Genomic DNA, 14,923 nt, shown 5'->3' with positions numbered 1-14,923 from the left:
GCCTTGCTTTCAAACTCGCTTCTCGCCGCCGTCAGATCGCAAGCGATGACGAATTCGGCGCTTTCTCTGCCGTCTACCCGTGAACCCTATAGCGAGGACGCGTTCTTAGCCGTCTCGCGCTGAATACTCGCCTTCCCCACATCAGCCGCAAATCGGGGGCGTCCTTCGGCTGATCTCCTAAGGAGCGAACTGCCAGCCCGCGTCGCGGTCCGCGTAACTGCGTTGTCCACTGTTCCCCTTGCCGAGCGCCGAATGCCGTGAATGGCTCCGGCGGTACCTATCGGTCCACTCCCGGTCAAAATGCCCGCGATGATGGGTATTTGTAACAGAACATAGAACCCGACCAGCGTGACCAGCAGGAGTGGCATCACGTGAGAAAGCTTGCCGGTTATGTCGGTCCCGGCGCCGCCCTCCATCGCGGAAACGGAGAGCTGAACCATGTAGTAGTAGAAACCCAGGAAGCCGTAGATCAGCAACTGCTGCACCACCAAATTCGCAGTGACGGAGAAAAAGCCTTCGGTGAATTTGAAGGAATAATTGAAAAGGGCCATGATGATCCACACCGGCCCAAGAGCCAGGATGATGAAAAGAAGGACTTTTGCAGCGATAATCGCCGCTACGGCGACGCCGATGAATAGCAGGGTAAAAATGATGATGATGATCGCCAGAAGGGCGCCGAAGAAATCGGTCAACACTGACGTGTAGAGTTCCGGCACCACCCGCAACGTCGCTTCGTAGAGGGCGTCGAACATTGCCGGCACAGCATCGACCGATGAGACCTGAGTGCCGGTCGTCGACGAAATCGTTTGGACGATGCGGTTGGCCAGAACTTCCGGGATCGACTGGACGAGCGTATAGATCGTCTCGGAGAACGGAGCCCAGTTCGTGACCATCCAGTAGATGAACATCGCGCGGCCGAGGCGCCACGCGGCCTCCAGCGGCGAGGCCGTCGAGCGGCCGAAAATCTGCATGTAACCCCAAATGACCACGTAGAGGAGCAGCATCGCGAAGAACAGGTTTTCGCTATAAAGGCCGATGCGCTTGTACAGGACCTCTACAAAGCGAGCCCCGGCCTGATCGACACCGCTCAGAAGGTCGCTGATGATGGTCGAAACGGGGCTCATGTCTTATTCCGACATCACCTTGTCGAATGCCGAGTTTGCCGGCTTCAACTCGCCGCACTCGTCGTTCGCCGCATACGAGGAAATCGGGCCGCAGGGCGCCTTGAGCTCACGGCCAGGTCTTGCGCAGGCAGTTGCCAGCGCGGCGATCATCAGCGCCAAAAACACCCTAGAATTCATGAGCTTTCCCGCCGTGAGAGTCTCGATCGGCGGCACCGTTCCCCGGACCGATGCCGGCGAACTCGCCCCCGCAAGGCATTCGCCTACTGCGAACCACCGGCATCCTTGAACGGGTTCACATCTTTGAATTGCAGCAATTTTTGTACCTGAGATTGTTGCGTCAGCCGGAATTTCAGGTCTTCGTTGAGGGCTGATACCGCGCCGTTCTGGACGCCGATCAGCTCATTGATCGAGCGCGCGGTTTCCAGCTGCATGCGCGTGTTTTCGTCCACCGAACCCTTGACGTTCTCCGCCTGACCGATTTGGCCGGTCGCGGACTGCAACGATTGTTCCCGGGTCGTCACGCCTTGGGACGCTTGCTGCGTCAGTGCGGCCAGCAGTGCCGAGGTGTTGACGCTGCCGCTGTAAAGGCTGTTCACGGTGCCTGGGTCCTCACCCTCGATGACGGCTTTCAGCTGCTTGACCAACTGCAGGCCGTTGATCACGGCGCCGGCGATCTGTTGTGCCTGACCTCCAAGCCCGCCAAAGGAAAGCGTTCCGCCATTGAGAACCGATCCGAACGATGGCGCCGACGCGATCGACATTCCCCCGCCGAGACCCTGTTGACCGATGCCGAGCGATCCGTTTCGCGTCCCGGAAAGTGCCTGCAGGATCTCCTTCGACTTCTCGAGGATGTCGTCATTGCTCTTCATGATCGAGTTGGTGTTCTCGGCGTTTTCTCGCGCGACATCCAGATTGGCGCCGTCGATGACCGCGATTTGCGCATTCCCGAGCGCAGTCGACGCGACCAGGAATAACGATGCTGCAACAGTCCGTTTCATAAGGGAGGGCTCCTTTCAGTCTATTGCGCGTTGCGTTGCATGATTTCCAAAGCACCCGCCGCCGCGTTGGCATTTGGAACCAGTGTGTTTTCTTCAGCGCCGCCCGGTCCCACGACGCGTTTGGCGCAGCCGGGCCACAAATGGTCCGGCACTTCCAGCTTGCCCAGGATGACGGGATCGCAGGTGAAGGGGTTTTCCGTGCCCTCACTGGTGCCGAATTTAGACACCTGAGAAAGCTTGGTGTTGCGCTGCAGAAGACGGGCGTTCAACAGGTCGTTCACCGCTGCGGAGCCCTGGACTAGCTGGTTGAGCAGGTCGGCATTCAAACCGCGCGCCGTGGAGTTTTCGTCCCAAGCGTCCATGTATTCTTCCTTGGTCCCGACACCCGCCGCCAACGTCTCGATTAGGCTGGAATAATGCGATCGTTGCGCGCCGCTTGTTTCGAGCCCGGCAGCCGTCTTGTTGACGGCATTGACACCGCCCGCCTGTGCAGCACCGGCAGCGCCGGTGCCGCTAACCTCGATGCTGAAGGGCGGCGGGGCGGCAGCTGGCGCTTTACCCGACCCCGCATACTCATTGAAGTAACCATGCCAGCGCCCGACGCCGGCCGACCAATTGGCCTGTTCAGCCGCCGTCGAACCGTTGTAGTAGGAGGCGAGGCATGCGTAGTTCGTTCCGCCGCATTTCTTGACCGCCTGGCTCAGCAGCTTCACCCCGCCCTCGACATTCTGCTCGTTGATGTCGCGATCGAAGCCGAGGCCGCGGCCCGTCCTCTTGGTGAGCTGCATCGCGCCTTTCACGCCAGTATGGCTGCCGGCGCAGGTGTCGAAGCGCGCTTCCTGGTAGGACACGGACAGCGCCAATCCTTCCGAAATACCATACTTCTTTGCGTAGTGCCGGATGAGCGACGCATTGCCGGCATCACGCGCGAGCGCCTGTTGCGGGGAGCGGCGGAACATTTCGTTCCGGTATTTGTTCGAATAGGTGCAGACGACGGCCTTGCGCTGACCAGTTTCAGACTTCTTGTCCTCATTGGAACTGTCGTTCTGGAACTCATCTTTTTTCCGCTCGACGAGGTTGGGATCGTCTTCAACAGCGATCTGTGCCAGACCAATGCTCGGGGCGATGAGCATCGGCGCCGTCACGGCCGTTGCGAACAATACGGCCGTCGGGCCGGCTCTACGCTGCCTGCTCATCCGCTTCCGTCTCCCATCCACAAAAATAGGGGAGCCACGCGGTCGGCTCTTCGCCATAGCGCTTGCGCAGCTCCTCACACTCGCGAACTGTCTTTTCGTTGCCCGACAGGACCTTCACCAGGTCCGGCATCGTCGAAAGGTCGAGTTTGGCGACGATCGAATCCGACGCATGCTTCACAAGAAACGCCCGGCTTTCCTTCGCCGTCTCCCTGACAAACCGAAACTCCTTGGCGGTTAAGGTGAACCGTCTGCGGTAGGATTCCTGATCGGCCTTGGGGTTCGGGAAGAAAATGTTGGTGGAGGTTTGCTCAATCAACGTGTTCGAGATTGCCGACTTTGCAACATCGTCCGCGGATTGGGTGCCGAAGCCGACCACGCCGTTGCGCTTTCGGATCGTCTTCAACAGGTCCTTGATGAACTCGACGAAAACGTCGTCATCCAGAAGCTTCCAGCCTTCATCGAGGAATACCAGGAACGGATCGCCGTTTATCTCCTGGTCGATGCGGAAAAACATATAGAGCAGCGCCGCCGTGCGGATTTTCGGCTCGTTCAGGATTTTGGTCATGTCGAAGCCGATCACCGCCGACGAGAAGTCGAGTTGGTCGGTCGCATTGTTGAAGAGCCAGCCTCTGCTCTTCGTGTCGAGCCACGGCTCGAGCCGTTGTGTCAGGTCGTTCATCCCCGGTTGCAAACGACCGCGCAGAACCTCCGGCAGCATCGAAAAGACGCGCCGCTCTTTTGGAATCCTGAAAATCTGGTCGACCGCATCGCCGATCACGCGGATCTCGGCGGGCTCCAATGTGCCGTTGTCAGGCTTCAGCAGATATTGGAGCAACGTATCGACAAATGACCGGTTTTCCGGCGTGTCATCCAGCTGCAGGGGCGCGAACCCGGTTTGAACACCGGGCTGCAGAACTTCATAGCGGCCGCCGAGCGCCCGTACGAAGATTTCCGCGCCGCGATCCTTGTCAAAATATACGCAGCGCGGCCGAGGCTCGACCCTCATGCTTTGAGCAAGCAGGAAGGACATCGCCACGGTCTTGCCCCAGCCGGTCGGGCCAAAAACCGTGAAATTTCCCACGTCGTCGACATGAAAATTGAAATAGTAGGCCGTTTGGCTTGTCGTCTCGAGCAGGGCGATCGGACGTTTCCAATGCAGCCGGTCCTTCTGGCCGGACGGGAAATTATGCCCCGAAAACAGTCCCGCGAAATTCATCGACGAGATCAATGCCTTGCGCGCGATGTAGCTGAAATTCCCGGGCAGTTGCGCCCAAAAAGCAGGCTCCATATTCATGCGCTCTCGTACCGGAATGATCGCCAGACGCGACATTTCCGACTGCACGTCGGAAATTGCCTTGTTGAGCTCCGGAACTGACCGAGCGACCACGCAAACGGTCAGATGATGGTCGCCGAACACGACTTCGCCTTGCGCCAGCTTGTCCATGCCGTCGTGAACGGATTGCTCGACTGAGGTGCCCCCTTCATCAGAGCCGACAACCTGTCGACCGATCTTGCGGATTTGGCCCATTGCGGCAACGCGGTCCTCCAGGGCGAAGGATTGTGTAATGATGATCTCATGAGGCAGGCGAAGAAGCCCGTCGAGGCCGCCCGGCGTTGTGTAGGGGGGATACTCCTTCATGGAGATCATCGCGGCCAATTTCGAACTAGAGGGCTCTGCTCCCTTGATTTCGATCGCCTCGCGCCCGAACAGCAGTTGCCGCATCGGAATTGCCTCAGCCAAACTCATTCGGGGAAGCGGAACTTCCACCTCATCGGCGCCGGCCAGGATCTTGGCTAGAAATTCTGCAGGCTCCGAAAATACGCTGCCGTTGCGCTCGACCACCCCGAGCTTGCGTGCCCCATAGGCGCCGAAATCCTGCACGATGCTGTCGGTCACATCGTGCAGTTCCTTGAGTGCTTCGGCGCGGGTTTCCTCGCCGGCCGATTGTAAACGAAACTGATCAAAGATCTTGTCCACCCAGCCGATCTTGCCGGCCATCGGCCGGCGTATGACCGTCATGTAAACTTCGTTGACGAACAGGTTTTTGGAGGACAGCGCCTCCATGTAACGCGCGTCCAGCTCAGCGACAAACGGGTTGTCGAAGCTACCTTCGATGTCCGGCGTAATGTGACGACGAATGATCGTCGCATAGACGGCAAAGCGCGACGACGAGAGATTGCGGAATGTGGTGTTGCGGTTCAGGACACGGGCGTTGAGCTCTGATTGGTCCATCGTCTGGAACGGCAGACCGCCCATGCGGATGATGCAAGCCAGAAAGCCCGCCTTGGTCACCAATACATTATCATCCACATGACGCAAAAAAGGGACGTGTTCACTCACGCCCTGCTCTTTTTTGCGCTGCTTGCCGTATTTCAGATCAGCGTTGATGCTCATGGAGAATAGCTCCTGGCTCCCCAAAACGAGGTGTTTCCCATCGCCCGCTTGGTCAGAAAAAGGCGCTCGAAAATATGAAACATGTGAATGTCGCGCTGACACAGATAGGCCGACACCCCGTGGCCGATCACGGCCACGAGGGGCGGAAGCAGAATGTTGCTGGTGGCGATGAAAAACACGACGCCGATCAAGCCGTTCAGCCAAAAAACCTCGTAACGCACGCCCAACACCATCAAGGGGCGCGTTAAGGCGAGGCTCACAGGCTCGGCCGTCGGCAGGTCGTCTTCGTTGTCGTTCATGCCCTAGCTCGAAGCGGTCTCACGGATTGCATCGACCAGTGTCGATGCGCCAAACACGAAAGCGATGCCGACGACGATTGAGAACGCCAGCGGCCAGGCCAGGCGGCCGGTCATTGCCATAAACCCGAGGAAACAGACCGCGATGATCGCAATAGAGCGCGCGATGTTGCCCTGCAGGACGCCGACCAGCCAATCGAAGACACCTTCGATGGGTGCGGCGTCCTGGGCGAAGGCGGCGACCGGCTGCAAAATCGTGCCGATTGCAACGGCAGCCGCGAACTGCAGCGTGAATTTACTCCACTTCAATGACATGTCCGTCCTTCCACGCATTTTCGATTTTCCCTTCTCCTTTGACCTCAGACACGTTCGCCGGCTGCGACGAGCCGACCACGGCTGACAGCTTCCAGCGGTTGAGAACCTTGATGATGTAGCCGGCTGTCTCCGGAAACTCCGGAATGCCCCGGCTATGACGAACGTTTGCAGGCCCGGCGTTGTATGCGGCGAGCATCAACAGTGGGTCGCCGAACTCACCGTAGAGCTGCTTCAGATATTTGATGCCGCCGCGAACGTTCGCCTCGACATCACACCTGTCACGAACGCCAAGATCGCCCGCCGTTCCCGGCATCAGCTGCATGATCCCCACGGCGCCCGCCGACGATTGCTTGCGCGCCGCGCCATGCCGGCTTTCGACCCAAGCCACCGCATCGGCCAGGTCAGCATCGACGCCCTCCTCCGCCGCCACCGCGCGCACGAGGTCGCTTACGGCCTTGCTGTCGACTGCCGGACACTCGGTTGCCGCTGGCGACTGCGTCTCAGGCGACTGATGACTCAACGTCACGGTGTGCGCGGCAGGCTTCTCGTTCCGAAACGCCGCTGCCATGCGGGCTGCTACATTTACCGGTTGCAGAGCCTGCCGAGGGACGGCATCCTGCGCATGGCCCTGTGTTGCTAGCGCAACCCCCGCCACAAGAATTCCGACGAACGAAACTCTGGCCATTGCGTCGCTCCGGTTATTACTTTAACTTACGTCATAACCGCGCCAATCCTGCTCGTCAACAAGCGACTACAACTATGGCTTTCTTTCTCGTCGGTAATTCGCCCCTTTTTGCTGCTGACCATAGCGCGGGCGACCTCAGCGCGTCCAAGCCGCCCGTGTTGCGCCTTCGGCGCTGCCCGCGCCAGCCGCTTGACGCGTTCGGTCAGCCGCGCACAGATGCAGCCATAAAACGGAGAATACCGTCATGAAAATGTTCGTTTCCGCCTTGGTTGCCGCCGCTGCATCGATGAGCGCGGCATCCGCCCAGGACGAGTCGTCACCATTCGCCGAACCGAGTGTTGAATATCTCAGCCAGTTCGCCGAACCCCACAAGAAGGTCTTCGTTCTTGAACGCTACGATGCATCCGGCAAGCTGTTCGCTCGCGACGTCGACGAGATCTCTTCTCCCGTCGAAATCATTGACGCGACCCATCGCAAGATCAACGGCGTCGAATATGTCTTGCGCGGCCTTACGTCCTGCCCGTCCAAGAAGGTCATCTACAATCGGGTGCAGACGTGGGATTGCAAAGACGCCGCGAAAGATGACGCCGGCACGATCTACAACAAGCGTGCCAGCGTAATCCTTTGCAAGACGCTGGTCCTGCAATCGACGCCCGGAACGCCCGATCCTGTGTCCTGCTTCGCCCGCGTTGGCCAAGGGTCGAACAACGATCCGTTCCTCGTCGCCAACGACGACGACTCGATGGTCTTCCAGGGCTTTGCTCAGATCGCTGTTGACAAGAAGGGCAAGCCGCTTCGCCCCGACCTCCTCGAGTCGGCCGTCATAGGAAAGGAAATGGGCCTTGGCGATACGAGCCAGTGACATTCTTTTGACGGCTACGACAATCGCCGCAACCTTGCTTCCAGCCTATGGCCAGCAGGTGGCATCGAGCTTCGCCGTTCCTAAGAATATCACGCTGCAGACCGGCGACACCTGGGAGTCCGATGGTCAGGTCTATCGCCTGTATGGCGTCCAGTCCTGTATACGCGGCAGCATAGCTACGGACGCTGCCGGTAACAAACACGACTGCGGAAGTCTTTCGCTGGCCCAGCTCGGAGGCTTGTTTCAGACGGCGGCAGTGACTTGCCAACCGATCGGGCGAGCGCGGGACGACGCGATTTTCGCAGTTTGCGCCGCCGAGATCGAGGGTTCGACAATCGATGTTGGCACAGCCATGATTTCTTCTGGCTTCGCCTTTGCGGCAACCTATCCCGATGGCAACGCCGTCAACATGGGCTATGTTGTTGCGGAACTGACGGCAAAAGGCGCGAGTGAGGGCTTGTGGGCCTATAAATTCCCACATCCCGTCCAGGCGCTTCTGCAGACCTCGCAGCCCACGGCTACGAAAGGAGCTGGCCAGTGACCATGCCAGAATCTCAGCCTATGACGATCGTGCATGCGGAGGGGCTGGAAGCGCAAAAGCAAGCTGAACGCGATCTCGCCGATCTCCACAGCGGTAACGGTTGGGCTGCTGTAGCCGCCATCATTTTCCTTTTGGCGCTCACGTGGCTTTGCAATCAATTTCCCTCTCTAGGCGATTTGCTGCTTAGTTTTTGGCACTCATGAACGGCATCGCATCCTGCGCCATCGCTCTCGTGATCGGCATCGCCATAGGAGTTGGCGGGACCTATGCACTGACATCGTCGGCGCCTCGAGACTCCCAATTGGAAATTCCCACTGAAGAAGAAGCTCGCGTCTCGGTTCAAGCCGCCAAGCCCAATGATTGGCCGAATCTACAATTGTCATTGGGGCAATGCGACAAAGACACCTTGGGACCTGGTGTACGATGCGCTGTTGATGTTACCTATGATGGACTCGGCGGCCAAAGAAAAAGACAATCCATCGTCGGCTTTGCTAAAACCCCGAGCGGCTGGATGGCCTCTCTTTATCAATAACCGTCACGATCTGAAAACGACTGCAAAAGCGTCTCCCAGTCTTTCTCGTCCATGCCGCTCGCCCCGTCGCCTAGCAGCGTCCGTACATAGGCCGCCTTGGCGGCAACATCGACCATTGTCGAAGCTCTGATTAAGGCACGGACGTCCAAGTTCCGCGACGCGGAAGCCAGTCCCCTATCCTTTCCACATCGTCGAACGGAGAAGAGCCTGCATGTGCACTGCCAAGTCGAGCTCGCCGCGGCCCTCGATCCTCAAAAGATATCTGGCCTTGGCCCGGCGATCACCTTCCCTGACCGCAGGATAGGCACAGACAGCCAGCAGTGCCCTTTCCTCGGCCCGGCTGGCTCTGTCGTGTTCGCGATTACTGCCGTCCCTTTCTTGGATTGCCTTGCCGAACGTCGCGTACGTTGCCTTGTGCGCCTTTATCAGCGCCCGCAGGTCGCGGGACGGTTCTCGGTCCTGGCGTCGAGGCTCTCCGGCGTGAGCCGTTGCCGCAATCGTCGAGCCGATGACGGCGCTGCCGGAGCTGAGAAGCAAGACGCGGCGGTTGATCCCGGACATGGTGAACTCTCCTCTTCACTGCATGGCAGGCTGGCAGATCGGTATCGTAAACACCGGCCGACCGCTCTCATCGTAGCACGACAGTTGGCGCATTCCTGTCAGGATGGGTCGCACTGTCGTCCGCGTTACAGCCAGGGCATGCCAGTGCGACCGCCTGGATCGGGCTTGTCGCGGACCTGTTCGATCGATCAATTCCCCTCGGACGTCGAACGCGAAAGAACGACCCATGGCCGCCGTCGATGACACGCACGATGGATGACCGGATTGAACCCGAAACGGACAGGCTGGCCCGGCTCGGCGCCCCGTGATACGAGACGCCCGTGCAACAGGCGGCAGGTATCCATTCCTGTTGGATCTCCGGTGACGGGCGCGAGGGAGCTTTGGGTGATGCCTCCCTGCTTTTCCCGTATTGGAGCTTCACGAAGACGGTCATTGCCATCTGTGCCCTGAAGCTGTTCGAGATCGGCGGGATCGATCTCGACAGCCGTATTCCGGGCGAGTCCTACACGCTCCGGCAGTTGCTGAACCATACCTCCGGATTGCCAGATTACGGCGTCTTGAAGGAATACCAGCACGCGGTTCGCGCCGGCGAAGAGCCTTGGTCCCGCGAAAGGCTTCTGAGCGCGGCCTTGGCGCAAGGGCTTCTTTTTCCTCCCGGTCGCGGCTGGTCCTATTCGAATATCGGCTACATGCTGGCGCGCGAGCATATCGAGGCGGCATCGGGCCGAAGTTTTGCCTGTCTTTTCGAGGAAATGATCCGCGATCCGCTCGGGCTCAAAAGCGTGGAACTCGCGACCACGCGCCGGCAATTTTCGCGCCTCTGCTGGCGCGCAGCCGATCGGTATCACCCCGGCTGGGTCTATCACGGATGCTTGGTGGGAAGCGCCAGAGATGCCGCCCTTCTCCTGCATGCGCTTTTCTCGGGTGAGGTGCTGAACGCGGCCACGCTCGGGCAGATGTTGCTTCGCTATCCCCTGGGCGGCGCTGTCTCGGGCCGGCCCTGGACGGATTGCGGCTACGGCCTCGGCCTCATGAGCGGCAGCATGGGCGAGGCGGGACGGGCGATCGGACATTCCGGAGGCGGGGCGTTCTGCGTAAATGCCGTTTACTACTTCCCGGATCGGGATTGCCCGGTTACCGTGGCGAGCTTCACCGACGGAAGCGACGAGGGGATAACGGAGTTCGAAGCGGCCCGGCTCGCCCTGACCGAATGACCGAAAGGGTCACATGACCGCCGCTCAGCCTATACCTCACGGACTTCCGGCTTCCACCCTTTCGCGACGGCGAAGATGGCGCCTTCTGAAAAATCTTCGTTTTCTGGCAGGCACCTTTGGCGTCCGCACGCAAGCTTAGGAGAAAGCGCCGGCGGCCACCGGGGTACTATTCACAAACGACTGCAATAGCAGATTCCAATCGGCGTCTTCCAATCCGCTGTCGCCCTCGTTGAGCAACCACCGAAGGTGCTCGGCCTTGGCAGCGCAATCCTCGATGCTTTCGACCGCAAATCGAAGCATCTCGTCCCGTGCATGCTCTTCCTGGGCAAAGAGCTCGTTCAGTCGCATCTCGAGCCGCGCTGAAAACCGACTTTCCGTCTCGCGCTCGACGAAACGCCGACACAGACGCTCCACCTGCTCTCTCAACTGACGATGCCGTCGAAGTATCGTTGTGAGCGGCCTCTCAGTGATAGGATCCTCAAGGCGTTCACCATTAAACGTTATTACAGCCAGAGCCATATCGCGCATCCTCCTTGCGGGGTGAGAAGCTACGTTGGGCGTCCCTCGCCCGCTCCAAGGAAATGATTCGGCCATGTTCCTTCCCAAAATCAATCAGTTGTACGCTTCATCCGGGGGCGCATGTCCAAAGCTTGGAAGCGCGCTACGTAGTTGCATCGAGTTGATAAATACGTTGATTGAGGACGAAGGCACGATAGGATACGAAGCCTAGCGAAACGGAACGAAACCAGAGCCTGTAAGTCATTGTTTAAGAACGGAAAGTTATTTCTCCCTCCGCCGAGAGACGGGAGTGATTTCAAAGAATTATTCAAACGACTGGCGGCGGCGGGTGCGGGTCGGCCGTTGGGCAAAGACGGGTTTCCTGCAGGCCCATGGACGCCCGAGCTTCTTGCAGAGGCGATTTCACAGATTGATTCCAACCGGGTTGGGGTCGATCTGCGAACGGTGCAGCTTTGGTATCAAGAGAACGAGAAGGGAATTAGCACTGCCAACATTCGTTGGCTGGCGAGGATTTTTGGATGCGATGATCCGCTCGCAACTAGCGAATGGCAGATGGAGCTTAGTGCGGCGCAATCGCGGTTATCGGCCAAGAGACGAGAATGGAAGAGAGCCGGAAGCAGCTTTGCACAGGAGATTCCAGATACGGCACTGACTGCGACCTTCGATGACGAGACAGACTCCCCGGCAGAGCTGATACGGGATACTGACGCCAAGGGGCCGAGGCGGCGTTTTAGTTTGGCGAGGAAATCGGAGGCGTTTTTTAGTCACGGATCTCCCCTGAATTTACCCGCGTCGGTGTTTGCCGGCATGACCGCACTCGGCTTTTTGTCGTACATCATTGGTATCCACAACGTCACCTACGAGCGAGCGGACGGGCTCGTTAAGCAGGTTGGATTCCTTTGGGCCGCAAATTGGACACTCGACTTTATGGTGTTCTTACCGCTGTTTTTCTTCTTCGTTATAGAGTTGCTGGTCTTCTGGAAAAGTGAGGGGCGCAGAAAGCTCGCAGCGCAGGGCGATCAGGTGGAAAGCGACGACGCCTGGTTGGGCAACGTTGACGCTTCCTCGTACACATATTGGTCGGTTTTTTTGATTTGCTTGCTGTTCGCGGGTCTTTTTCAATGGATCGGCGTGTCCTTGATCCCGTTGATGAAGGGCGGTGGCAACTATGCCATGGATTGGGGAAAAATAGCTCTTGTGCGTCCTGAGGTCATATCTGTCCCCGAAACAGTCGTTTTTACGGGGCTCGCTTACCTATACATGTGCCTGGTATTTTATCTTTTCTTCGCAGGTCTCATTTTGCTCTATACGGTTGTTCATGATCTTTGGAGAATTGGAGACGGATTGAAGAAGCTGCCGCATGTTGATCATCAGCAAAAGCTCAATGAAGCCGGCCTCACAGTGATGCGTGGGGTTTTTCGGTGTACGGTTTTGGGGGTTCTGGTCGCCATATGGATGAAGGTCCAAAGCTCTTATCTGGCATCCAGTGGTGAGAATATTGTGGCGTGGTTGGTCGGCGATATGTCTTCGATGTTCCAAGGTCGCGATGATGTGAGCACCGGGTTCCGCTATCGTATGCCGACGCATTACAGCAGCCTTCTTATCGTTATTTCGACCTGTTTTGTATTTCTGTATGGCTCCATCCGATTAGGTGTCGGAGGTCGATTTCACGCGCCTTTGTGGAAGATGTCGGCGGTCGTGGCGTTACTTGTTGTCAGCTACTTGTTGATCGACGCGTTTGCCGGCTTTTCGACCCTTCTGGCCATGTCAGTGCTAGTCGCACTATACGGCCTGTTCGATCCAGGATTAGGCCGCTGGCGAGCGAGCGAGTTAGGAAACAATCAGAGTGTTTCATAGTTGGCTCGATCGTTGGGACGAACGCCGGGCCCTTCGCGGTGAGGAAGGGAAGAAACCAACGGATTTCATCCTTGACGCGGAACGCGCCTTTCCAGGTGCGAAGAAGATAACAAGTATCGAGGAATTCTGTGCCCTTGCGGACCAAGCCGTGGCTGATCCAGCCTTTTTCGATGAGCCGAGTGTGAGTGATCAGGGTTTTGAAAGGCTAGATGGGTGGCTCAAATTTCCATCGGACATTTCTACTGATATCGAACAAAACAATGTCGTCTCGGCGAAAATCACAGAAAGCGGGTCGTTCGATCAGGCGATGGTGATTTTTCACCATTGGAATGCAAGCGCCCGGAATCGTCAGATTGCCAACTTTTTCTCGCAGCGTGGCATCACGGTTGTCGAGATTGCTATGCCTTATCACTTCGAACGCAGCCGTCCCGGCTCCGTGCACGCCGACTATATGCTTAGCCCTAATCTCGGTCGAACGATCCAATCTGTAAGGCAGGCAGTGTTGGATGGGCGAAAACTCATACGTTGGCTGAAAAGCGAAGGCTATCGAGAGATTTCGGTTCTCGGAATGAGCTTAGGTTCCTGGGTTGCGGCCATAGTCGCGGCACACGACTTGGCTGTGTCAAAAGCCTCGTTGTTTCTGACGGCGGGGAGTCTAGCGGATATGGTTTGGACGGGCCGCGCGACACGATCGATACGCGATAGCCTTGAGCCTGAGATTGAGCTGACCGATCTCAGAAGGGCCTGGGGTCCCCTTAACTTGGAGAATTACGCGCATAGTTTGGCACGGCCTGATCTCGATCTCCATGTTGTGTTGGCTAAGAGAGACAAAGTGGTGTTGCCAGAGCTATCGGAGAGGTTCATGCAGAGGCTGAAGGACGCCGGGGCTAGGCCAAATATTTTGGAATTAAACTGTGGCCACTATTCGCTCGCCAGGCCGCCTTACATTTTGTTGGCCGGCTTGAGCTTGAAGCGGTTACTAAGGCGCGGCCGTTGAGCGGTTTCTGTCGTCTGCTGACAAATTGGCCCGGCGATCCTGACCTGTGTAAACGATTATCTGTATGGGCTGGCCGCGCGCACCTGCCTGTTTCTCGGTCCAGCGGCGTTTGTGCGTATGGCGGAACGGCTGGGTTGGAAGTACAGGATGCTGGAATTCCTAGGACCACCGTAAGCATCCGCCGGGCACCGCGGAATTTCCTCCGCGCTCAAGCGCCCCGGCCACCAGTATCAAGGTCTGTTTGCCAAAAAATCTCTTGAGGCGGCGTGAAGCATGTCGCAAAAAGGGGCTGGTCCTCGATCGCCGGGACCTGAAAAATCTGCATTCGACACCTCGCTGCCGATTCCGACGAAGCCGCCATTTGCGGCCGCGGATTCGGACATGATGTCGCCCCCTGCTACCGTTGATTGTCGTACTTTAATTGAGGTTTGTGTCAAGCTTTTCGCTGCTGCTTTTTCAACGATGGATGAGCCAGCCCCGGGGAACTGTCTTTTCCGGGCATCACATGACGCGCTACGTTTTGCAAATCCCCCGCCTAGCTCCGCAATGCCTTGCCGGACGGGGACCGGCGCAGTCTTGCTCGCCGTCCCTCATGTGAATCCGGGGATGCTGTGGGGAGCGACAACGTCGCAGAGGTGAACAATTTCGCTGTTTTTTTCCGGTCCGAACGCGCCGATTGGCTGGTTTGGATTGGACGGGAACAGTTCCCCTAGCGGCGAAAAAATTTCATGCCGGCGCAGCGGCGGCAAGGCTCAGCTGCGTATCCCACACCGTTCTTGATCACGGCAGCGTCGCGATCGTTTTCGAGCTCCTGCAGCCCAACACCGTGAC

The 14,923-nt window shown here is 58.0% G+C and carries 18 protein-coding genes; 8 read left to right on the top strand and 10 right to left on the bottom strand.

Annotated elements, in window-relative coordinates; all coding sequences use genetic code 11:
* Positions 1–86: 86 nt before the first annotated feature.
* On the bottom strand, positions 87–1,124 hold the full coding sequence (locus NKJ00_RS22265; protein WP_352631194.1) for a TrbL/VirB6 family protein: 1,038 nt from the start codon (positions 1,122–1,124) through the stop codon (positions 87–89).
* Here NKJ00_RS22265 and NKJ00_RS22260 point away from each other — a divergent pair.
* On the top strand, positions 1,102–1,410 hold the full coding sequence (locus NKJ00_RS22260; protein WP_352631192.1) for a hypothetical protein: 309 nt from the start codon (positions 1,102–1,104) through the stop codon (positions 1,408–1,410). The genes NKJ00_RS22265 and NKJ00_RS22260 overlap by 23 nt on opposite strands.
* Here the strand turns inward: NKJ00_RS22260 and NKJ00_RS22255 are convergent.
* The 6 genes from NKJ00_RS22255 to NKJ00_RS22230 are packed head-to-tail and all read right to left on the bottom strand — an operon-like array spanning position 1,385 to position 7,009.
* The gene (locus NKJ00_RS22255; RefSeq protein ID WP_352631191.1) at positions 1,385–2,122 is read right to left on the bottom strand and encodes a type IV secretion system protein; all 738 of its coding nucleotides are present in this window, start codon (positions 2,120–2,122) and stop codon (positions 1,385–1,387) included. The genes NKJ00_RS22260 and NKJ00_RS22255 overlap by 26 nt on opposite strands.
* Before the next feature lie 20 nt (positions 2,123–2,142).
* A complete protein-coding gene (locus NKJ00_RS22250) occupies positions 2,143–3,318 on the bottom strand; it encodes a transglycosylase SLT domain-containing protein (RefSeq protein WP_352631189.1) in 1,176 nt (391 codons plus the stop codon).
* Positions 3,302–5,713 (bottom strand): VirB4 family type IV secretion/conjugal transfer ATPase, encoded by a 2,412-nt coding sequence (locus tag NKJ00_RS22245; protein WP_352631187.1) that lies wholly within the window; start codon positions 5,711–5,713, stop codon positions 3,302–3,304. The genes NKJ00_RS22250 and NKJ00_RS22245 overlap by 17 nt, the downstream gene beginning before the upstream one ends.
* Positions 5,710–6,012: a VirB3 family type IV secretion system protein gene (locus tag NKJ00_RS22240; RefSeq protein ID WP_123150346.1), complete on the bottom strand. Its 303-nt coding sequence runs from the start codon at positions 6,010–6,012 to the stop codon at positions 5,710–5,712. Before NKJ00_RS22240 ends, NKJ00_RS22245 begins: the two co-directional genes overlap by 4 nt.
* 3 nt (positions 6,013–6,015) lie before the next feature.
* Positions 6,016–6,324: a TrbC/VirB2 family type IV secretion system protein gene (locus NKJ00_RS22235; RefSeq protein ID WP_352631185.1), complete on the bottom strand. Its 309-nt coding sequence runs from the start codon at positions 6,322–6,324 to the stop codon at positions 6,016–6,018.
* Positions 6,305–7,009: a lytic transglycosylase domain-containing protein gene (locus tag NKJ00_RS22230; protein WP_352631183.1), complete on the bottom strand. Its 705-nt coding sequence runs from the start codon at positions 7,007–7,009 to the stop codon at positions 6,305–6,307. The genes NKJ00_RS22235 and NKJ00_RS22230 overlap by 20 nt, the downstream gene beginning before the upstream one ends.
* A gap of 250 nt (positions 7,010–7,259) precedes the next feature.
* On the opposite strand from NKJ00_RS22230, the gene NKJ00_RS22225 reads away from it, so the two are divergent.
* Genes NKJ00_RS22225 through NKJ00_RS22210 form a run of 4 tightly spaced genes read left to right on the top strand, consistent with a single transcriptional unit; the run spans position 7,260 to position 8,944 of the window.
* Positions 7,260–7,871, top strand: a complete 612-nt coding sequence (locus NKJ00_RS22225; RefSeq protein WP_352631181.1) for a hypothetical protein — start codon at positions 7,260–7,262, stop codon at positions 7,869–7,871.
* Positions 7,852–8,412, top strand: a complete 561-nt coding sequence (locus NKJ00_RS22220) for a thermonuclease family protein (protein ID WP_352631179.1) — start codon at positions 7,852–7,854, stop codon at positions 8,410–8,412. The genes NKJ00_RS22225 and NKJ00_RS22220 overlap by 20 nt, the downstream gene beginning before the upstream one ends.
* Positions 8,409–8,615 carry a hypothetical protein gene (locus NKJ00_RS22215; RefSeq protein WP_352631178.1) on the top strand — a complete coding sequence of 69 codons (207 nt, stop codon included), beginning with the start codon at positions 8,409–8,411 and terminating at the stop codon, positions 8,613–8,615. The genes NKJ00_RS22220 and NKJ00_RS22215 overlap by 4 nt, the downstream gene beginning before the upstream one ends.
* Positions 8,612–8,944: a hypothetical protein gene (locus tag NKJ00_RS22210; RefSeq protein ID WP_352631176.1), complete on the top strand. Its 333-nt coding sequence runs from the start codon at positions 8,612–8,614 to the stop codon at positions 8,942–8,944. Before NKJ00_RS22215 ends, NKJ00_RS22210 begins: the two co-directional genes overlap by 4 nt.
* Here NKJ00_RS22210 and NKJ00_RS22205 read toward each other — a convergent pair.
* Together NKJ00_RS22205 and NKJ00_RS22200 are read right to left on the bottom strand one after the other, a co-directional pair.
* Positions 8,938–9,060, bottom strand: a complete 123-nt coding sequence (locus tag NKJ00_RS22205; protein ID WP_352631174.1) for a hypothetical protein — start codon at positions 9,058–9,060, stop codon at positions 8,938–8,940. The two genes, NKJ00_RS22210 and NKJ00_RS22205, sit on opposite strands and share 7 nt — an antisense overlap.
* A gap of 58 nt (positions 9,061–9,118) precedes the next feature.
* The gene (locus NKJ00_RS22200; protein WP_352631172.1) at positions 9,119–9,505 is read right to left on the bottom strand and encodes a hypothetical protein; all 387 of its coding nucleotides are present in this window, start codon (positions 9,503–9,505) and stop codon (positions 9,119–9,121) included.
* Positions 9,506–9,825: 320 nt separating this feature from the next.
* Here NKJ00_RS22200 and NKJ00_RS22195 point away from each other — a divergent pair, with 320 nt between their 5' ends.
* The gene (locus NKJ00_RS22195) at positions 9,826–10,719 is read left to right on the top strand and encodes a serine hydrolase domain-containing protein (RefSeq protein ID WP_352631170.1); all 894 of its coding nucleotides are present in this window, start codon (positions 9,826–9,828) and stop codon (positions 10,717–10,719) included.
* A gap of 135 nt (positions 10,720–10,854) precedes the next feature.
* On the opposite strand, the gene NKJ00_RS22190 is transcribed toward NKJ00_RS22195, so the two are convergent.
* Positions 10,855–11,238 carry a hypothetical protein gene (locus NKJ00_RS22190; protein ID WP_352631168.1) on the bottom strand — a complete coding sequence of 128 codons (384 nt, stop codon included), beginning with the start codon at positions 11,236–11,238 and terminating at the stop codon, positions 10,855–10,857.
* Positions 11,239–11,481: 243 nt separating this feature from the next.
* On the opposite strand from NKJ00_RS22190, the gene NKJ00_RS22185 reads away from it, so the two are divergent.
* Both NKJ00_RS22185 and NKJ00_RS22180 read left to right on the top strand, forming a co-directional pair.
* A complete protein-coding gene (locus NKJ00_RS22185; protein WP_352631166.1) occupies positions 11,482–13,095 on the top strand; it encodes an RcgA family putative transporter in 1,614 nt (537 codons plus the stop codon).
* The gene (locus tag NKJ00_RS22180) at positions 13,085–14,092 is read left to right on the top strand and encodes an RcgR family putative quorum lactone hydrolase (protein WP_352631164.1); all 1,008 of its coding nucleotides are present in this window, start codon (positions 13,085–13,087) and stop codon (positions 14,090–14,092) included. Before NKJ00_RS22185 ends, NKJ00_RS22180 begins: the two co-directional genes overlap by 11 nt.
* Positions 14,093–14,923: the final 831 nt, after the last annotated feature.

Origin of the sequence: Mesorhizobium sp. M0227 (assembly GCF_040321855.1) — a bacterium.
In the GTDB taxonomy this organism is placed as follows: domain Bacteria; phylum Pseudomonadota; class Alphaproteobacteria; order Rhizobiales; family Rhizobiaceae; genus Mesorhizobium.
This window is presented reverse-complemented; position numbering and strand designations above follow the sequence as displayed.